Here is a 16781-nt window from a genome sequence, read left to right as displayed (position 1 = left end):
AACCGCCCACGCCGACCGGCGACGCCCAGAACGCCCAGGACGCGCTGCTCGTCGGCGCCGACCCCGAGGCCGTACGGCTGCTGGACCGGTCGCTGCGCGGGCTCGCCGCCGCCCTCGCCGCCGAGTCCCGCCCGCTGCCCGTCGTCTACGCCGCCTGGCTCAGCCACGGCGACCTGCACCTCCAGCTCGCCCAGCCCGCAGGAAAGCCGCCCGCGCCCTGGCGGCCGGGGCAGGATCAGACCTTCTGGATGCTGTCCCGCGCGGACGCCGAGCGCTACGGCGACACCGAAACCGCCGCCCCCTACCCCGGCCTGGTCAGTCTCGGCACCATGGACGACTCCCGGCTGCTGCTCAACCTCGAGGCGGTGCCCGGCATCGTCTCGCTGAGCGGCCGCGCATCCGACCGGGCCGCCGTGTTCGCCTCGGTCGCCGCCGAACTCGCCACCAGCGGCTGGTCGGACCGCATGACCATCACCGTCGTAGGCTTCGGCGAGGACCTCACCGCGCTCGCGCCCAACCGCCTGCGCCACCTCGACGGCATCGAGGCACTGATCGAGACCATGGAGGCCGAGACCCGGCAGCGGCGCGGCGCACTCGGTGCCGCAGGCCACGACTCCGTCCTCACCGGACGCACCGGCCCCGCCCAGCACACCCGTTGGGCCCCCCACCTGGTACTGCTGGCCGCGCAGCCTTCCGCCGAGGACGCGGTCAAGCTGGCCGAACTCGCCGCCGACGCCAGCCGCCTCGGCATCGGCTACCTCGTCGGCACGGAGACCGACGACCTGCCCGGCGCCGCCTGGGAGATGCAGATCACCCACGAGAGCAAGCTGCTCGCGCCGCTTCTCGGACTGGAGCTGAACGCCCAGCTGCTGCCGGCCGCGCAACAGCGCGCGGTCGTGGAGCTGTTCGCCCAGGTCGATCCGGAGCGCGACCCGGACGGGCCGACCACCACCCCGCCCTTCCTCGTCGACGTCAGCGAACAGGGCCGGCCCGCGGTGTACGCGCGCCTGGTCGGGCCGTACGAGATCATCGGCCTCGACACCCCGGAAGGCGACCGGAGCATCCTGCTCCAGGAGGCGCTCGCGCTGCTGCTCATGCACCGGGAGGGCGTCCACCCGCGCGTGCTCGCCGCCGGGCTGTGGCCGCGTGGCGTGACCGAGGACGTCCGCGACGCCCTCATCGAGCGGCTGCGCGCCTGGCTGGGCACCGACCCCGACGGCAGCTCCCGGATGCGGGCCGACGCGGACGGCCGGCTCATCCTCGCCGAGTCCGTCGTCTCCGACCTGGACGTGCTGCGCTCTCTCTACCACGAGGCCACCCAGGGCAGGGGTGTCGACAACCGTGCGGTCCGCGGACGTCTGCTCACCGACGCGCTGGGGCTCGTGCGCGGCCCGCTCCTCGAAGACCGCCCCAAGGACCGGTACGGCTGGCTCAGCCACGAGATCATCGACGCCCAGCTCCCGCTGCTGGTCGCGGACATCGGTCTCGCGCTCTCGGCGTTCCACCTGGAGAAGGACCGCGCGGAGAAGGCGATCGAGGCACTTGAGGCGGCCCTGAAGACGGCGCCGACGGACGAGCGCCTGTGGAACGAGTTGCTGCGTGCCACCCACGCCACCGGCGACCCGGAGCGGCTGCGCGCCCGCGCCGCCGACCTCCTGTCCCGCAGCGGCGCCCGTGGTCTCCCGCCGCGCACCGAGGCTCTTCTCGACGAACTCCTGCCGACCTGGCGCGAGGGCGTCGCCGCGGCCGGATGAGCGACGCACTGCTGTGGGCCCTCTCCGCGCTGTGGGGCACGGCGGCGGGCGTGCTGCTCCCGAGGGCCGCCTACCGCTTCGCCGTCGTGGCGGGGGAGGGCTGGCGGGATCGGTGCCCGCATGGGCATGCGCTCCGGGGCTGGCTCGGGCCGGCGCGCTGCGGGGAGTGCGCGCGGGGCGGCGCACACCTTACTGAACCGGCGCATCCGGTCGAGACTGAACCGGCGCATCCGGTCGAGCTTCCGCAGCAGACCGAGCCGCCGTACGCCGCCGCGCCGGCGCATGCCTGCCCCTCTCCGCCCACCGCCACCCCGCCCGGGGTCCCCTCCGCCCCGCTCCTCGCCCTAGCCGCCGCCCTGACCTGCGTCGCTCTCGCCGCCGCCACCGGTGCTCGCCCGGAGCTGGCGGTCTGGCTGCTGCTCGCGCCCGTCGGGGTACTGCTGGCCGTGATCGACTTCCGGGTGCAGCGGCTGCCCGACCCGCTGACCCTGCCGCTCGCCGTGGCCGCCCTCGCCCTGCTGGGCCTCGCCGCGCTGCTGCCCGGGCACGCCGGCCACTGGCTGACCGCGTTGTACGGCGCCCTCGCCCTGGGCGTCGGCTATTTCGTGCTGTTTCTCATCAACCCGTCCGGCATGGGGTTCGGTGATGTGAAGCTGGCGGTCGGCATGGGCGCCGTACTCGGTTGGTACGGCTGGCCGACGGTCCTCCTCGGCACCTTCGCCGGCTTTCTGCTCGGCGCGGTGTACGGCGGTGCGCTCGTCGTCGTGCGGCGGGCCGGGCGCAAGACGGCGATCGCGTTCGGGCCGTTCCTGATCGCGGGGGCGTTCCTGGGGCTGCTGGCGGGGGCGTACGCGGCGTAGTGCGCAGGACGGACTGGGAGCCACGACACCACACCGTCGCGTCCGGCCAAGGAGCCCTGAGCCGGATCCTCGACGCCAACGGGCCTGGCGTAGGCTGGTTCGGTCCGTCCACAACCCTTGAAGAAAGGGACGCCCTGTGACCGAGAAGGCCGACCTCCAGTCTGTCCTCGACCGTGCCGCAGCCGGTGGGCGGATCACCCCGGAAGAGGCGCTCGACCTCTACCGCGACGCCCCGCTGCACGCGCTGGGCGCCGCCGCCGACGCCGTACGCCGCCGCAAGTACGCCGGCATCGAGCACATCGCGACGTACATCATCGAGCGCAACATCAACTACACGAACGTGTGCGTCACGGCGTGCAAGTTCTGCGCCTTCTACGCGGCTCCCAAGGACAAGGACAAGGGCTGGACCCGCGACCTCGACGACATTCTGCGCCGCTGTGCAGAGACCGTCGAGCTGGGCGGCACCCAGATCATGTTCCAGGGCGGCCACCACCCGGACTACGGTGTCGAGTACTACGAGAAGCACTTCAAGGCCATCAAGGACGCCTTTCCCCAGCTGGTGATCCACTCCCTCGGCGCTTCCGAGGTCGAGCACATGGCCCGGATCTCCGGCGTCTCGGTCGAGGAGGCCATCGCCCGGATCCACGAGGCGGGCCTCGACTCCTTCGCGGGCGCCGGCGCGGAACTCCTCCCCGAGCGCCCCCGCAAGGCCATCGCGCCCCTCAAGGAGTCCGGCGAGCGCTGGCTGGAGATCATGGAGACGGCGCACAAGCTGGGCGTGGAGTCGACGTCCACCATGCTGATGGGCACGGGCGAGACCAACGCCGAGCGCATCGAGCACCTGCGCATGATCCGGGACGTCCAGGACCGTACGGGCGGCTTCCGGGCCTTCATCCCGTACACCTACCAGCCCGAGAACAACCACCTGAAGGGCCGCACCCAGGCCACGCTCTTCGAGTACCTGCGCATGATCGCGATCGCCCGCCTCTTCCTGGACAACGTCCAGCACATCCAGGGCTCGTGGCTCACCACCGGCAAGGAGGTCGGCCAGCTGTCGCTGCACTACGGCGCGGACGACCTCGGCTCGATCATGCTGGAGGAGAACGTGGTCTCCTCGGCCGGCGCCAAGCACCGCTCCAACCGCCTGGAGATCATCGACCTGATCCGCAAGGCGGGCCGCGTCCCGGCGCAGCGCGCCACGACGTACGAGCACCTGGTCGTGCACGACGACCCCGCGAACGACCCCGTCGACGACCGCGTGGTCTCCCACATCTCCTCTACGGCCATCGAGGGCGGCACGGCCCACCCCGAGCTGAAGCTGCTGGCATCCAACTAGGCGCGCTGTGCTGACACTTCATGTGGCCGAGCGGTCCCCCGAGACGGCGGTTCTGGTCGACGGGGCGTCCGTCGCCGCCGTCGGCCCGTACGAGGAACTGGCCGCCGCCGAGCCCCGGGCCAAGGTGCGGCGGTGGCCCGGCATCCTCACCCCGGGGCTGCTGAACCCGTACGGTCCGGAGCTGCTGGAGGCCACTTACCACCCCGACCCCCGCGAGGCCGACGTCCTCGGCACCGAGCCCATCGGCGGGGAGCGCGCCCGGGAGATCCTCCGCGGCGATCCCGCACGCCTCGGCGCGAGCGCGCGACGCGGGGTGCAGCGGATGCTGGCACACGGCACGGTGGCGGTGGCCGGGGAACTGCGGTCGCGGGCCGTGGTCGACGCGGTGCGCAGGGCCGGGCTCGCGGTGGGGCAGCGGCCCGACCGCCTTCCGGGCCCGGCAGCGCTGTCCCCGACCCCGCTGATCATGCTGCCGCGGCTCGTCCCGGGCGGGCCCGCCCGCTTCGCCGTGTTCGACGTCGCGGACCGTGCCGAACTGGTCCGCCGCGGCGCTGGAACCTGCGTGGCGACCGTGATCGGCGGGCGGTTGGTGTACCGGGGCCGCTGACCCCGGGGTGCCGGACGGGCGCGGGACCTCGCCGGCCGGGCCGGGCGTGCGCCGCGCGGGCGTAGGCGAGGGCGCTTCCGGGGTGCCGTACCCCCTGCTGCCACAATGGGCGGGTGACCCGCGCTTCCCTGAACAAGCAGCCGCACGAAGTCGCCTCGATGTTCGACGACGTGGCGGAACGGTACGACCTGACCAACGCCGTGCTGTCGCTCGGCCAGGACCGGAGCTGGCGCAAGGAGGTGGCGCAGGCGGTCGACGCGCGCCCCGCGCAGAAGGTCCTCGACCTGGCCGCCGGTACGGCCACCTCCTCACTGCCCTTCGCGCGGTCGGGCGCGTACGTCGTCCCCTGCGACTTCTCGCTCGGGATGCTCCAGGTCGGCAAGAAGAAGCACACCTGGCTGCCGTTCACGGCAGGCGACGCGACCAGGCTGCCGTTCAAGGACGACACCTTCGACGCCGTGACGATCTCCTTCGGGCTGCGCAACGTCCAGGACACGGACGCGGCCCTGCGTGAGATGTACCGGGTGACCCGGCCCGGCGGGCGCGTGGTGATCTGCGAGTTCTCGCACCCGACCTGGGCGCCGTTTCGCACCGTCTACACCGAGTACCTGATGCGGGCGCTGCCGCCGGTCGCCCGCGCGGTCTCCTCGAACCCGGACGCCTACGTCTACCTGGCCGAGTCCATCCGTGCCTGGCCCGACCAGCCCGCCCTCGCCGAACGGCTGCGCAAGGCGGGCTGGTCCAAGGTGGCTTGGCGCAACCTCACCGGCGGCGTGGTCGCACTGCACCGGGGCTTCAAGGAGAGCTGAGCCCTTTTCGCTGAGCCTTTTCGCTGCGCCCTTTTGCCGTGCTCTTTTCGGCCGAGGCTCAGCGGTTGATCATCTCGAACGCGTCACCGGGCTCACCGAGTTCGCGTTGCATTCCGCCTGCGGGCGGCCGCGGGATGCGTGGCTCGCGCACGCCCCCGCCGCCCTCTCCGTCACCGAAGTCGAACCACACGTACACCATCGACTCCCGCGGCACCTCGGCGCCGGGCTGCGGGTACTGGCGTACGACGTAGTCGACGACCGTGAGGTGGAAGTCCGGGCGGTCGGGCGCGTTGAGGAACAGGCCCTGCGCCCGGGCCGTTTCGCGCGCGTCCACGGCCATCAGTCCGACCAGCCGCGGCACGCGCACTTCGGGTGTTTTGGGTGTTATGCGCACAGATGTCACCCCCAGCGGTACTGGAAGAGTAACTCCCGGGCGCCCCGGCCGGAAGGGATTGGTGTCTTTCTGTAACAGATGATTACTGTCCGTGATGGAGTGTGAGCCGGAAGCAGAGGGCTCGCTCGTCCAGCGTGGGATGCGGATAGGTCTCCGCCGGCTCCATGCCGAGCCGCCGGGTCACCGCGATCGACCGCTCGTTGCCCGGCCGGACCATCGCCACCACCTGCCGCACTCCGGCCGCCCGCACCCGCTGAAGCGTCTCGCGCGCGGCCGCGGTGACATAGCCCTTGCCCCAGTGCGCCCGTCCGAGCCGCCAGCCGATCTCTATCTCGCCGACCGGACCCCAGTCGGGCCGCCAGGGCTGCGCACCGGTGAAGCCGATCACCTCGCCGGACTCGTCCAGCATGGTCCACAGACAGAAGCCGAGTTCCGCGTCGTGCCGCCGCTGCCGCGCGGTGAGTTCCTCGTAGACCGACAGGGAGGCCGGCCTGCCGCCGTAGAACTCCATGACCTCGGGGTCGCTGAAGACCCGGTGCCAGCCGATCGCGTCCTCATGGGTGGGGACACGCAGCCGTACCGCGGGGAGGGGTCGGTTCACAGGGCAGCCCTTCAGCTGGGTGATCAATTCTGCTGAATAGACTGCCCATGTCCAGTGCCGGTCGGCACGCAGATTTCGAACTTGGGGAGATCCCGCCGTGACCGTCGTGAAGGAGCCCCTCTCCGAGAACACCGCCGATGTGATCGTCGTCGGCGCGGGGCCGGCCGGCTCCACCACCGCGTACCACCTCGCCAAGGCCGGTCTCGACGTCCTGCTCCTGGAGAAGACCGAGTTCCCGCGCGAGAAGGTCTGCGGCGACGGCCTCACCCCGCGCGCGGTGAAGCAGCTCGTGGCCATGGGCATCGACATCTCCGAAGAGGCCGGCTGGCTGCGCAACAAGGGTCTGCGCATCATCGGCGGCGGCTCCCGACTCCAGCTGGATTGGCCGGATCTCGCCGCGTACCCGAACTACGGCCTCGTCCGCAAGCGTGACGACTTCGACGAGCAGCTCGCCCGCAACGCCCAGAAGGCCGGTGCCCGCCTCTACGAGCGCTGCAACGTCTCCGGCCCCGTCCTCGACGACCGCACCGGCCGTATCACCGGCGTCACCGCCAAGCTCGGCGAGGAGAAGCGCGAGGTCACCTTCCACGCGCCTTTGGTGGTGGCCGCCGACGGCAACTCCACCCGCCTGTCCCTCGCGATGGGCCTGCACCGCCGCGAGGACCGCCCCATGGGCGTCGCGGTCCGGACCTATTTCGAGAGCCCCCGCCACGACGACGACTACCTGGAGTCCTGGCTGGAGCTGTGGGACCGCCGCGGCCCCCAGGACCGGCTGCTGCCCGGCTACGGCTGGATCTTCGGCATGGGCGACGGCACGTCCAACGTCGGACTCGGCGTGCTCAACACCTCCGCCTCCTTCAAGGAGCTGGACTGGCGCGAGATCCTCAAGGCCTGGTGCGCCTCCATGCCCGAGGACTGGGGCTACACCCCCGAGAACATGACCGGCCCGATCCGCGGCGCCGCCCTGCCCATGGCCTTCAACCGCCAGCCGCACTACACGCGCGGCCTACTGCTGGTCGGCGACGCAGGCGGCCTGGTGAACCCCTTCAACGGCGAGGGCATCGCCTACGCCATGGAGTCCGGCCAGATCGCCGCCGACGTCATCGTCCAGGCCCACGCGCGGGCCACGCCCGCCCAGCGCGAGATCGCCCTGCACCGCTACCCGCGCGTCCTCAAGGACACCTACGGCGGCTACTACACGCTCGGCCGCGCCTTCGTGAAGCTCATCGGCAACCCGAAGGTCATGCAGATCGCCGCCCAGCGCGGCCTCACACATCCGCTGCTGATGAAGTTCACCCTCAAGCTCCTCGCGAACCTCACCGACCCCACGGGCGGCGACGCGATGGACCGCATCATCAACGGCCTGAGCAAGGTGGCCCCGAAGGCGTGAGCCTCCTCCAGGGCCTCCAGGGCCTCCAGGGCCTCCAGGGCCTCCAGGGCCTCCAGGGCCTCTTCTAGGTCCGGCTCAGCTCCTCGGCCCGGGCGGCCCGGCGGGCGAACACCTCGTCCCGCCGGTCCGCCATCTGCCGCAGTGCGTCCTTTTTCTCCCGCTTGGAGAGCCGATCCAGGTAGAGGTACCCGTTGGTGTGGTCGGTCTCGTGGATGAGGCAGCGCGCGAAGTACCCCGTGCCCTCGATGACGACCGGCCGGCCGTCCCTGTCCTGCCCGCGTACGACGGCCCGGTCCGGCCGCGGTACGGCCATCACGGCACCCGGCACCGACAGACAGCCCTCGCCCTCGTCCAGCAACCGCCGCCCGCTCGTGGGCGTTTCGAGCACCGGATTGATGATGTGACCGACATGTCGGACACCGTCGTCATCGGGGCAGTCGTACACGAAGAGCCGTAGATCGACCCCGACCTGATTCGCCGCCAGTCCCGCTCCTTCGGCGACATACAGGGTGAGGAACATGTCGTCGATGAGTGCGGCGAGGTCGGGCCCGAACTCCGTGACGTCCCGGCACGGCTTGTGCAGGACCCCCTCGCCGACCTCGGTGATCCGGCGCACCGCACCGCGCCGGGCCTCGGGGGTGTGGCGGGGGTGGTAGTCGGCGGGCCTTCCCTGTACGAACACGCGTGGCATCGCGCGGTCTCCTTCGCTCGAGCACGGACCGCCGTCCGGCGGCCCGTGCTCGAGCTTGCCAGGAACCGCGCCCTGGTGTGCCGGGAACGACGCAAGGGCCGCTGCCCCCGAGCGGCTGCGGCCCTACGCGCGTTGAGAGGCGCCTGGAGCGCTCAGAGCACCCGGACCGCCCCGGTCGGCGGGTCGTACGACAGCGGCTTCTCGACGATGCCGGTGGACGGGTTCTGTGCGCCGACGAACATACCGTCGCCGACGTACACCGCGACGTGGTACGCGCTGCCCGCGCTGCCCCAGTAGAGGATGTCGCCCGGCTGCAGGTTGCTCAGCGAGACCTGCGTGCCGGAGGTCGACTGGTCCTGGGAGACGCGCGGCAGGCTGACGCCGATCTCCTTGAAGGCGGCCTGTACCAGTCCGGAGCAGTCGTAGGCGCTCGGTCCGGAGGCGCCCAGGACGTAGGACTTGCCGATCTGGGCCTTCACGAAGGAGATGACGGACGCGGCCGAACCGGTCGCTGTGGAGGTGCTGCCGGAGTCCGACGTGGCGGAGAGCGTCGTCCGCTCCGCGCTGCGGGAGGCACGGGCGGCGGCCTCCTTGCGGGCGGCCTCCTCGGCGCTCTTCTTGGCCGCGGCGGCCTTCTGCTTGGCCTCGGCGAGGTCCGCCTTGGCCTGCTTCGCGGCGTTTGCGGCGGCCGCGTCACGCTCTGCCCGCAGCTGGTAGTTCGCGGCGGCCTGCTGGGTGGCGTCCGCGGACTTGGCCGCCTGAGCGGCCAGGTCGGCCGTCAGGGTGGGCAGTTCGAGGGTCTGCGTCACCGGCTCGGCGGCGTTGGCCGAGCTGGACGCCCCGGCGACTGCCAGGGTGCTGAGGACGCCACCGGCAACTCCGGTCCGCATCGCGAGGGACGACGCGCTGCGGCGGGGCTTCCGGTGGCTGCGTATGTGAGCGGTGTGGGACATGGGAATAACCGGTACCAGGGGCTCCTTCATATCTACAAGAAACGTGTGCTGCGCCACAGTTGCTCAATCGAGACCGAGAATCCCGGGTGTGTCGCCCTTTATTGACGCCGTAACGGACATTGCGGACGTCGGTGATCAAGCCCTTGATCACGGTCTTTGATCATTACGCCCGAATTGCCCCCCGCCTACCACTGGTTGGGATGGTTGGCCAAGCCCGCTTCTCGGGGGCCGCTCATCGATGTGGCGGAGGTCACGGAACGGTTACCGGAACCGTCGCGTCCCGTGCGTGCGGAGCTCGTGAACGCGTGCACGCGTTCGTACCGCGTCCACATCCCGCTCCGCCCCTCCCTCTCATGCGTGAACGGGGTCTCCTATCAGCCAGCTGCGTCCAGCGCCAATTTGCATGCAGCGGAAGTCTCTTGATATTGAGACGACCCCTCCGGCCTGCGATGACTGGCGAGAATGTCACTTCTGGTGATCAACTGAACGCTTCGCGTATGAAGATCACCCATCATCCGACTTCATGATCCTTCGTCAGGTGGTGGAGATCACAAAGCTTGTGGAATACGCCGTGTCGCAGATCACAGAGCGGCGGGCATAAGATGCGTGGCAGCTGGGCTTGTGACCTGCTTCACATGTTCTCGATCTTCGCCCGGGACAAGCGGGGCTCGTGGAACCGGTGAGGCGGATGTGAGTCCGGTGCACCAGTGCAACCGCCAGCAGTCAGCGCCGACTGAGAGGAGCGAGGAGCGGTGAACGCGTATGCGCCCATCCTCGTACTGGGAGCCCTCGGGGCAGGCTTTGCGATCTTCTCCGTGGTCATGGCCACGCTGATCGGTCCGAAGCGGTACAACCGCGCCAAGCTCGAGGCCTACGAGTGCGGTATCGAGCCGACCCCCACGCCGGCCGGCGGCGGGCGCTTCCCCATCAAGTACTACCTGACGGCGATGCTCTTCATCGTCTTCGACATCGAGATCGTCTTCCTCTATCCCTGGGCCGTCACCTTCGACGCCCTGGGGATTTTCGGGCTCGTGGAGATGCTGCTCTTCGTGCTCACCGTCTTCGTCGCGTACGCGTACGTATGGCGGCGCGGCGGCCTGGAATGGGACTGAGGGGCCTTTAGACATGGGACTCGAAGAAAAGCTGCCGAGCGGCTTCCTGCTGACCACCGTCGAGCAGGCCGCGGGCTGGGTGCGCAAGGCGTCCGTCTTCCCCGCCACCTTCGGCCTCGCCTGCTGCGCCATCGAGATGATGACCACCGGCGCCGGCCGTTACGACCTGGCGCGCTTCGGCATGGAGGTCTTCCGCGGCTCGCCGCGCCAGGCGGACCTGATGATCGTCGCCGGCCGGGTCAGCCAGAAGATGGCGCCGGTCCTGAGGCAGGTCTACGACCAGATGCCCAACCCGAAATGGGTGATCTCCATGGGCGTCTGCGCCTCCTCAGGCGGCATGTTCAACAACTACGCGATCGTCCAGGGCGTCGACCACATCGTCCCGGTCGACATCTACCTCCCGGGCTGTCCGCCCCGCCCCGAGATGCTGATGGACGCGATCCTCAAGCTCCACCACAAGATCCAGACCTCCAAGCTCGGCGTCAACGCCGAGGAAGCCGCCCGCGAGGCGGAGGAGGCCGCGCTCAAGGCCCTGCCCACGATCGAGATGAAGGGGCTGCTGCGGTGAGCGACGCGAACGGCAACGGCGCAGGCGGCGTGAACGGGTCCGCGAACGGGGTGAACCCCGAGAAGGACCTCTCCGCATCCAACCTCCCCGGCCAGCGCGGCCAGGGCGGCGAGGAGATCCGCGTCCAGCGCGGCATGTTCGGCGCCGCAGGCGGCGGCGACACCTCCGGCTACGGCGGCCTGGTCCGCTCGGTCCGGCTCCCGGGACCGGCGACTCGCCCCTACGGCGGCTGGTTCGACGAGGTCGCCGACGAACTGGAAGGCGCCCTGGAGGAACAGGGACTGGCCCCGGACAACGCCGTCGAGAAGACGGTCGTCGACCGCGACGAGATCACCTTCCACATCGAGCGCGAACACCTGGTCCGCGTCGCCCGCACCCTGCGCGACGACCCGGCCCTGCGCTTCGAACTGTGCACCGGCGTCAGCGGTGTCCACTACCCGCACGACAAGGGCCGCGAGCTGCACGCCATCTACCACCTGCGCTCGATCACCCACAACCGGCTGATCCGGCTCGAGGTCAGCGCCCCCGACGCCGACCCGCACATCCCCTCGCTCGTCCCCGTGTACCCGACGAACGACTGGCATGAGCGCGAGACCTACGACTTCTTCGGGATCGTCTTCGACGGTCACCCGGCCCTGACGCGGATCATGATGCCGGACGACTGGCAGGGCCATCCGCAGCGCAAGGACTACCCCCTCGGCGGCATCCCCGTCGAGTACAAGGGCGCCCAGATCCCGGCTCCGGACCAGCGGAGGTCGTACTCGTGAGCACGCAGTCTGCATCCGACGCGTCGGCCGCTTCGGCGCGCGAGACCACCGAGGGCACCGTATACACGGTGACCGGTGGCGACTGGGACGAGATCGTCCAGTCCGCGACCCGCGCCGACGACGAACGCATCGTCGTCAACATGGGTCCCCAGCACCCCTCCACCCACGGAGTGCTCCGTCTGATCCTGGAGATCGAGGGCGAGACCGTCACCGAGGCCCGCTGCGGCATCGGCTATCTGCACACCGGCATCGAGAAGAACCTCGAGTTCCGCACGTGGACGCAGGGCACCACCTTCGTCACGCGCATGGATTACCTGACGTCCTTCTTCAACGAGACCGCCTACTGTCTCGCCGTCGAGAAGCTCCTCGGCATCGAGGACGAGATCACCGAACGCGCCAAGATCATCCGGGTGCTCCTGATGGAGCTGAACCGGATGTCCTCCCACCTGGTGTGCATCGCCACCGGCGGCATGGAACTGGGCGCCACCACGATCATGATCTACGGCTTCCGTGATCGTGAAATGATTCTCGACCTCTACGAGCTCATCACGGGCCTCAGGATGAACCACGCGTACATCCGCCCCGGCGGACTCGCCCAGGACCTGCCGCCCGGTGCGGTGGACCAGATCCGCGAGTTCGTGAAGAAGATGAAGAAGAACCTCCCGGAGTACGACAAGCTCGCCACCGGGAACCCCATCTTCAAGGCCCGCATGCAGGACATCGGCTACCTCGACCTGGCCGGCTGCATGGCCCTCGGCGCCACAGGCCCGATCCTGCGCTCGACCGGCCTGCCGCACGACCTGCGCAAGGCACAGCCGTACTGCGACTACGAGACGTACGACTTCGAGATCCCGGTCGCCGACAGCTGCGACGCCTACGGCCGCTTCCTGGTCCGGCTGGAGGAGATGCGCCAGTCGCTCAGGATCGTCGAGCAGTGCCTGGACCGGCTCCAGCCCGGACCGGTCATGGTCGCCGACAAGAAGATCGCCTGGCCCGCCCAGCTCGCTCTGGGACCGGACGGACTCGGCAACTCCCTCGATCACATCAAGAAGATCATGGGCACCTCCATGGAGGCCCTGATCCACCACTTCAAACTCGTCACCGAGGGCTTCCGCGTCCCGCCGGGACAGGCGTACGCGGCCGTCGAGTCCCCCAAGGGCGAGCTAGGCGTGCACGTCGTCTCCGACGGTGGCACCCGCCCCTACCGGGTCCACTTCCGCGACCCGTCCTTCACCAACCTGCAGGCCATGGCGGCGATGTGCGAAGGCGGCCAGGTCGCCGACGTCATCGTCGCCGTCGCGTCCATCGACCCCGTGATGGGAGGCGTCGACCGGTGACCACCTCTTCTTCTGAGCGGGGCGTCAGCCTGGGCATGCCCGAACTGCCCGCGCCCGCGTACCCGGACGACGTCCGGGCCCGCCTGGAGGCGGACGCGCGCGAGATCATCGCGCGCTACCCGGACTCCCGGTCCGCCCTGCTCCCGCTGCTCCACCTCGTACAGTCGGAGGAGGGCCATGTCACGCGCACCGGAATGCAGTTCTGCGCGGACATGCTGGACCTGACCACGGCCGAGGTCACGGCCGTCGCCACCTTCTACACCATGTACCGGCGGGGGCCGTCCGGTGACTACCAGGTCGGTGTGTGCACCAACACCCTGTGCGCGGTGATGGGCGGAGACGCGATCTTCGAGACCCTCCAGGAACACCTGGGCGTCGGCAACGGCGAGACCACCGACGACGGCAAGGTCACCCTGGAGCACATCGAGTGCAACGCGGCCTGCGACTACGCGCCGGTCGTGATGGTCAACTGGGAGTTCTTCGACAACCAGACGCCGGGCAGTGCCAAGCGCCTGGTCGACGATCTGCGCGCGGGACGGCCCGTGCAGCCCACGCGCGGGGCGCGGCTGTGCACGTTCAAGGAGACCGCGCGGATCCTGGCCGGCTTCCCCGACGAGCGGCCAGGGGCCGTCGAGGAGAGCGGCAGTGCGGGACCCGCGTCGCTGGTGGGCCTTCGCCTGGCAAGGGGAGAAGCCGCACCCGCGCGCGTGGTCCATCCGCGTGCACAAGAACCCCAGAATGCGCCGTCCGCGGGCGAGGCTGAAGAGGAGGGGGAGTGATGACCGTGGCAGCCGAACTCAAGGACACGAGCCCCGAGAAGCTGCTCGCACCCGTGCTGTCGGCCTTCTGGGACGAGGACCGGTCCTGGACTCTGGACGTCTACCGGAGGCACGAGGGGTACGAGGGGCTCCGCAAGGCGCTCGCCATGTCACCGGACGACGTGATCGCGTACGTCAAGGACTCCGGGCTGCGCGGCCGCGGCGGCGCGGGATTCCCGACCGGAATGAAGTGGCAGTTCATTCCGCAGGGAGATGGGAAACCGCACTATCTAGTTGTCAACGCCGACGAATCGGAGCCCGGGACGTGCAAGGACATCCCGCTCCTCTTCGCGAACCCGCATAGCCTCATCGAGGGCATCGTGATCGCGTGCTATGCCATCAGGTCGTCGCATGCCTTCATCTATCTGCGTGGTGAAGTCGTCCCCGTTCTACGGCGGTTGCACGAGGCCGTGCGTGAGGCCCACGCGGCGGGCTACCTCGGCGAGAACATCCTGGGCAGCGGGCTCGACCTCCACCTCACCGTGCACGCGGGCGCCGGCGCGTACATCTGCGGTGAGGAGACCGCACTGCTCGACTCGCTCGAAGGCCGCCGTGGTCAACCGCGGCTCCGTCCCCCCTTCCCTGCGGTGGAAGGCCTCTACGCCTGTCCGACTGTGGTGAATAACGTCGAATCCATCGCGTCGGTTCCCGCCATCCTGCAAAACGGAAAAGAATGGTTCAGGTCGATGGGCAGCGAGAAGTCCCCGGGCTTCACGCTCTACTCGCTCAGCGGCCACGTGGCGAGCCCCGGCCAGTACGAGGCGCCGCTCGGCATCACGCTCCGCCAGCTCCTCGAGATGAGCGGCGGCATGCGGCCGGGCCACCGCCTGAAGTTCTGGACCCCGGGCGGCTCCTCGACGCCGATGTTCACCGACGAGCACCTCGACGTCCCTCTTGATTACGAAGGAGTGGGCGCCGCGGGTTCCATGCTCGGCACGAAAGCCCTGCAGTGCTTCGACGAGACGACCTGCGTGGTGCGGGCGGTGACCCGCTGGACCGAGTTCTACGCCCACGAGTCCTGCGGCAAGTGCACGCCCTGCCGCGAAGGGACTTACTGGCTGGTGCAGTTGCTGCGGGACATCGAGGCCGGCAAGGGCACCATGGCCGACCTCGGCAAGCTCGCCGACATCGCCGACAACATCAACGGCAAGTCCTTCTGCGCCCTGGGCGACGGCGCCGCGTCCCCGATCTTCTCCTCGCTGAAGTACTTCCGCGCGGAGTACGAGCAGCACATCACGGGCCGGGGCTGCCCCTTCGACCCGGCCAAGTCGACGGCCTGGGCGGACCGCCCGGAGGTGAACGCATGACCGTGACCACGAGTTCCCCCACCGGAGGGGGAACGGCGGCGGTCCCGCCGGAGGACCTCGTCACACTGACGATCGACGGCATCGAGATCAGCGTGCCCAAGGGCACTCTGGTCATCCGGGCCGCCGAGCAGCTCGGCATCGAGATCCCCCGGTTCTGCGACCACCCCCTGCTCGACCCCGTCGGCGCCTGCCGGCAGTGCATCGTCGAGGTCGAGGGCCAGCGCAAGCCGATGGCGTCCTGCACCATCACCTGCACCGACGGCATGGTGGTGAAGACCCAGCTCACCTCGCCGGTCGCCGAGAAGGCCCAGCACGGCGTGATGGAGCTGCTGCTCATCAACCACCCGCTGGACTGCCCGGTCTGCGACAAGGGCGGTGAGTGCCCGCTGCAGAACCAGGCCATGTCGCACGGCAACGCCGACTCCCGCTTCGACGGCAAGAAGCGCACCTACGAAAAGCCCGTACCGATCTCCACCCAGGTGCTGCTGGATCGGGAGCGGTGCGTGCTGTGCGCCCGCTGCACCCGGTTCTCCAACCAGATCGCGGGTGACCCGATGATCGAGCTGCTCGAACGCGGCGCGCTCCAGCAGGTCGGCACCGGCGAGGGCGACCCGTTCGAGTCGTACTTCTCCGGCAACACCATCCAGATCTGCCCGGTCGGCGCGCTGACCTCGGCGGCCTACCGCTTCCGCTCCCGCCCCTTCGACCTGGTCTCCTCGCCGTCGGTCTGCGAGCACTGCTCAGGCGGCTGCGCCACCCGCACCGACCACCGGCGCGGCAAGGTCATGCGGCGGCTGGCCGCCAACGACCCCGAGGTCAACGAGGAGTGGATCTGCGACAAGGGACGCTTCGCGTTCCGGTACGCGCAGCTCAAGGACCGCCTCGACACCCCGCTCGTCCGCAACGCCGACGGTGTCCTGGTGCCCGCCTCCTGGCCGGAGGCGCTGGAGGCGGCCGCGCGCGGACTGAGCGCGGCACGCTCCCGGGCCGGTGTCCTGATCGGCGGCCGGCTGACCGTCGAGGACGCCTACGCGTACAGCAAGTTCGCGCGCGTGGCGCTCGACACGAACGACATCGACTTCCGCGCGCGCGTGCACAGCGGCGAGGAAGCCGACTTCCTGGCGTCCCAGGTGGCCGGCCGCGGCCGTGACCTCGACGGTACGGGCGTCACGTACACCTCCCTGGAGAAGGCGCCCGCCGTCCTGCTGGTCGGCTTCGAGTCGGAGGAGGAGGCACCCGGCGTCTTCCTCAGGCTGCGCAAGGCCTGGCGCAAGCACAAGCAGCAGGTGTTCGCGCTGGCCACGCACGCGACCCGGGGCCTTAAGAAGGCGGGCGGCACCCTGCTGCCGGCCGCTCCGGGCACCGAGACCGAATGGCTGGACGCCCTCGGGAGCGGCGTCGGCCTGGAGGAGCCCGGCAGCCGGGCCGCCGAGGCTCTGCGCACCGAGGGCGCGGTCATCGTCGTCGGCGAGCGCCT

At 69.9% G+C, this 16781-nt stretch carries 17 protein-coding genes; 13 read left to right on the top strand and 4 right to left on the bottom strand.

Annotated features, from left to right (window positions below; all coding sequences use genetic code 11):
• The 5 genes from M878_RS66425 to M878_RS66405 form a co-directional block, all read left to right on the top strand.
• A partial coding sequence (locus M878_RS66425; RefSeq protein ID WP_023547494.1) for an AfsR/SARP family transcriptional regulator occupies positions 1 to 1754 on the top strand: 1754 nt, incomplete at its 5' end.
• Positions 1751 to 2614 (top strand): prepilin peptidase, encoded by an 864-nt coding sequence (locus M878_RS66420; RefSeq protein WP_023547493.1) that lies wholly within the window; start codon positions 1751 to 1753, stop codon positions 2612 to 2614. The genes M878_RS66425 and M878_RS66420, both read left to right, overlap by 4 nt.
• Before the next feature lie 136 nt (positions 2615 to 2750).
• Positions 2751 to 3950, top strand: coding sequence for a cyclic dehypoxanthinyl futalosine synthase (gene mqnC, locus M878_RS66415; RefSeq protein WP_023547492.1), 1200 nt, complete (start codon positions 2751 to 2753; stop codon positions 3948 to 3950).
• Positions 3951 to 3957: 7 nt separating this feature from the next.
• On the top strand, positions 3958 to 4557 hold the full coding sequence (locus tag M878_RS66410) for a hypothetical protein (protein ID WP_031225084.1): 600 nt from the start codon (positions 3958 to 3960) through the stop codon (positions 4555 to 4557).
• Positions 4558 to 4670: 113 nt separating this feature from the next.
• On the top strand, positions 4671 to 5366 hold the full coding sequence (locus M878_RS66405) for a demethylmenaquinone methyltransferase (protein ID WP_023547490.1): 696 nt from the start codon (positions 4671 to 4673) through the stop codon (positions 5364 to 5366).
• A gap of 58 nt (positions 5367 to 5424) precedes the next feature.
• Here the strand turns inward: M878_RS66405 and M878_RS66400 are convergent, their stop codons facing one another.
• The gene (locus M878_RS66400) at positions 5425 to 5760 is read right to left on the bottom strand and encodes a PASTA domain-containing protein (RefSeq protein ID WP_280923664.1); all 336 of its coding nucleotides are present in this window, start codon (positions 5758 to 5760) and stop codon (positions 5425 to 5427) included.
• An 82-nt stretch (positions 5761 to 5842) separates the two neighbouring features.
• On the bottom strand, positions 5843 to 6361 hold the full coding sequence (locus tag M878_RS66395; RefSeq protein WP_031225081.1) for a GNAT family N-acetyltransferase: 519 nt from the start codon (positions 6359 to 6361) through the stop codon (positions 5843 to 5845).
• 97 nt (positions 6362 to 6458) lie between these two features.
• Between M878_RS66395 and M878_RS66390 the strand changes: the two genes are divergently transcribed.
• Positions 6459 to 7751, top strand: coding sequence for a geranylgeranyl reductase family protein (locus M878_RS66390; RefSeq protein ID WP_023547487.1), 1293 nt, complete (start codon positions 6459 to 6461; stop codon positions 7749 to 7751).
• 64 nt (positions 7752 to 7815) lie between these two features.
• On the opposite strand, the gene def is transcribed toward M878_RS66390, so the two are convergent.
• A complete protein-coding gene (gene def / locus M878_RS66385; protein WP_023547486.1) occupies positions 7816 to 8442 on the bottom strand; it encodes a peptide deformylase in 627 nt (208 codons plus the stop codon).
• Between the two features lie 152 nt (positions 8443 to 8594).
• The gene (locus M878_RS66380) at positions 8595 to 9395 is read right to left on the bottom strand and encodes a C40 family peptidase (protein ID WP_023547485.1); all 801 of its coding nucleotides are present in this window, start codon (positions 9393 to 9395) and stop codon (positions 8595 to 8597) included.
• Between the two features lie 752 nt (positions 9396 to 10147).
• Between M878_RS66380 and M878_RS66375 the strand changes: the two genes are divergently transcribed.
• The 7 genes from M878_RS66375 to M878_RS66345 all read left to right on the top strand — a co-directional run.
• Positions 10148 to 10507, top strand: a complete 360-nt coding sequence (locus tag M878_RS66375) for an NADH-quinone oxidoreductase subunit A (RefSeq protein ID WP_003992243.1) — start codon at positions 10148 to 10150, stop codon at positions 10505 to 10507.
• 13 nt (positions 10508 to 10520) lie between these two features.
• Positions 10521 to 11075, top strand: coding sequence for a NuoB/complex I 20 kDa subunit family protein (locus M878_RS66370; RefSeq protein WP_023547484.1), 555 nt, complete (start codon positions 10521 to 10523; stop codon positions 11073 to 11075).
• On the top strand, positions 11072 to 11842 hold the full coding sequence (locus M878_RS66365) for an NADH-quinone oxidoreductase subunit C (protein ID WP_023547483.1): 771 nt from the start codon (positions 11072 to 11074) through the stop codon (positions 11840 to 11842). Before M878_RS66370 ends, M878_RS66365 begins: the two co-directional genes overlap by 4 nt.
• A complete protein-coding gene (locus M878_RS66360) occupies positions 11839 to 13179 on the top strand; it encodes an NADH-quinone oxidoreductase subunit D (protein ID WP_023547482.1) in 1341 nt (446 codons plus the stop codon). The genes M878_RS66365 and M878_RS66360 overlap by 4 nt, the downstream gene beginning before the upstream one ends.
• Positions 13176 to 13958 (top strand): NADH-quinone oxidoreductase subunit NuoE, encoded by a 783-nt coding sequence (gene nuoE / locus M878_RS66355; RefSeq protein WP_037730139.1) that lies wholly within the window; start codon positions 13176 to 13178, stop codon positions 13956 to 13958. Before M878_RS66360 ends, nuoE begins: the two co-directional genes overlap by 4 nt.
• Positions 13955 to 15304: an NADH-quinone oxidoreductase subunit NuoF gene (gene nuoF, locus M878_RS66350; protein ID WP_209445531.1), complete on the top strand. Its 1350-nt coding sequence runs from the start codon at positions 13955 to 13957 to the stop codon at positions 15302 to 15304. The genes nuoE and nuoF overlap by 4 nt, the downstream gene beginning before the upstream one ends.
• Positions 15301 to 16781: NADH-quinone oxidoreductase subunit G (locus M878_RS66345; RefSeq protein WP_023547479.1), on the top strand; the 1481-nt coding region annotated here is incomplete at its 3' end. The genes nuoF and M878_RS66345, both read left to right, overlap by 4 nt.

It is taken from the genome of Streptomyces roseochromogenus subsp. oscitans DS 12.976 (genome assembly GCF_000497445.1).
Taxonomy (GTDB): Bacteria; Actinomycetota; Actinomycetes; order Streptomycetales; family Streptomycetaceae; genus Streptomyces; species Streptomyces oscitans.
The sequence above is the reverse complement of the archived record's forward strand: the minus strand, read 5'-3'. Positions and strand labels throughout refer to the sequence as shown.

Bases quoted from the DNA above. Each gene is read 5' to 3' on its own strand.
- M878_RS66420 (WP_023547493.1), top strand. From the start codon at position 1,751: ATGAGCGACGCACTGCTGTGGGCCCTCTCCGCGCTGTGGGGCACGGCG.
- def (WP_023547486.1), bottom strand. From the start codon at position 8,442: ATGCCACGCGTGTTCGTACAGGGAAGGCCCGCCGACTACCACCCCCGC.
- M878_RS66380 (WP_023547485.1), bottom strand. From the start codon at position 9,395: ATGTCCCACACCGCTCACATACGCAGCCACCGGAAGCCCCGCCGCAGC.
- M878_RS66370 (WP_023547484.1), top strand. From the start codon at position 10,521: ATGGGACTCGAAGAAAAGCTGCCGAGCGGCTTCCTGCTGACCACCGTC.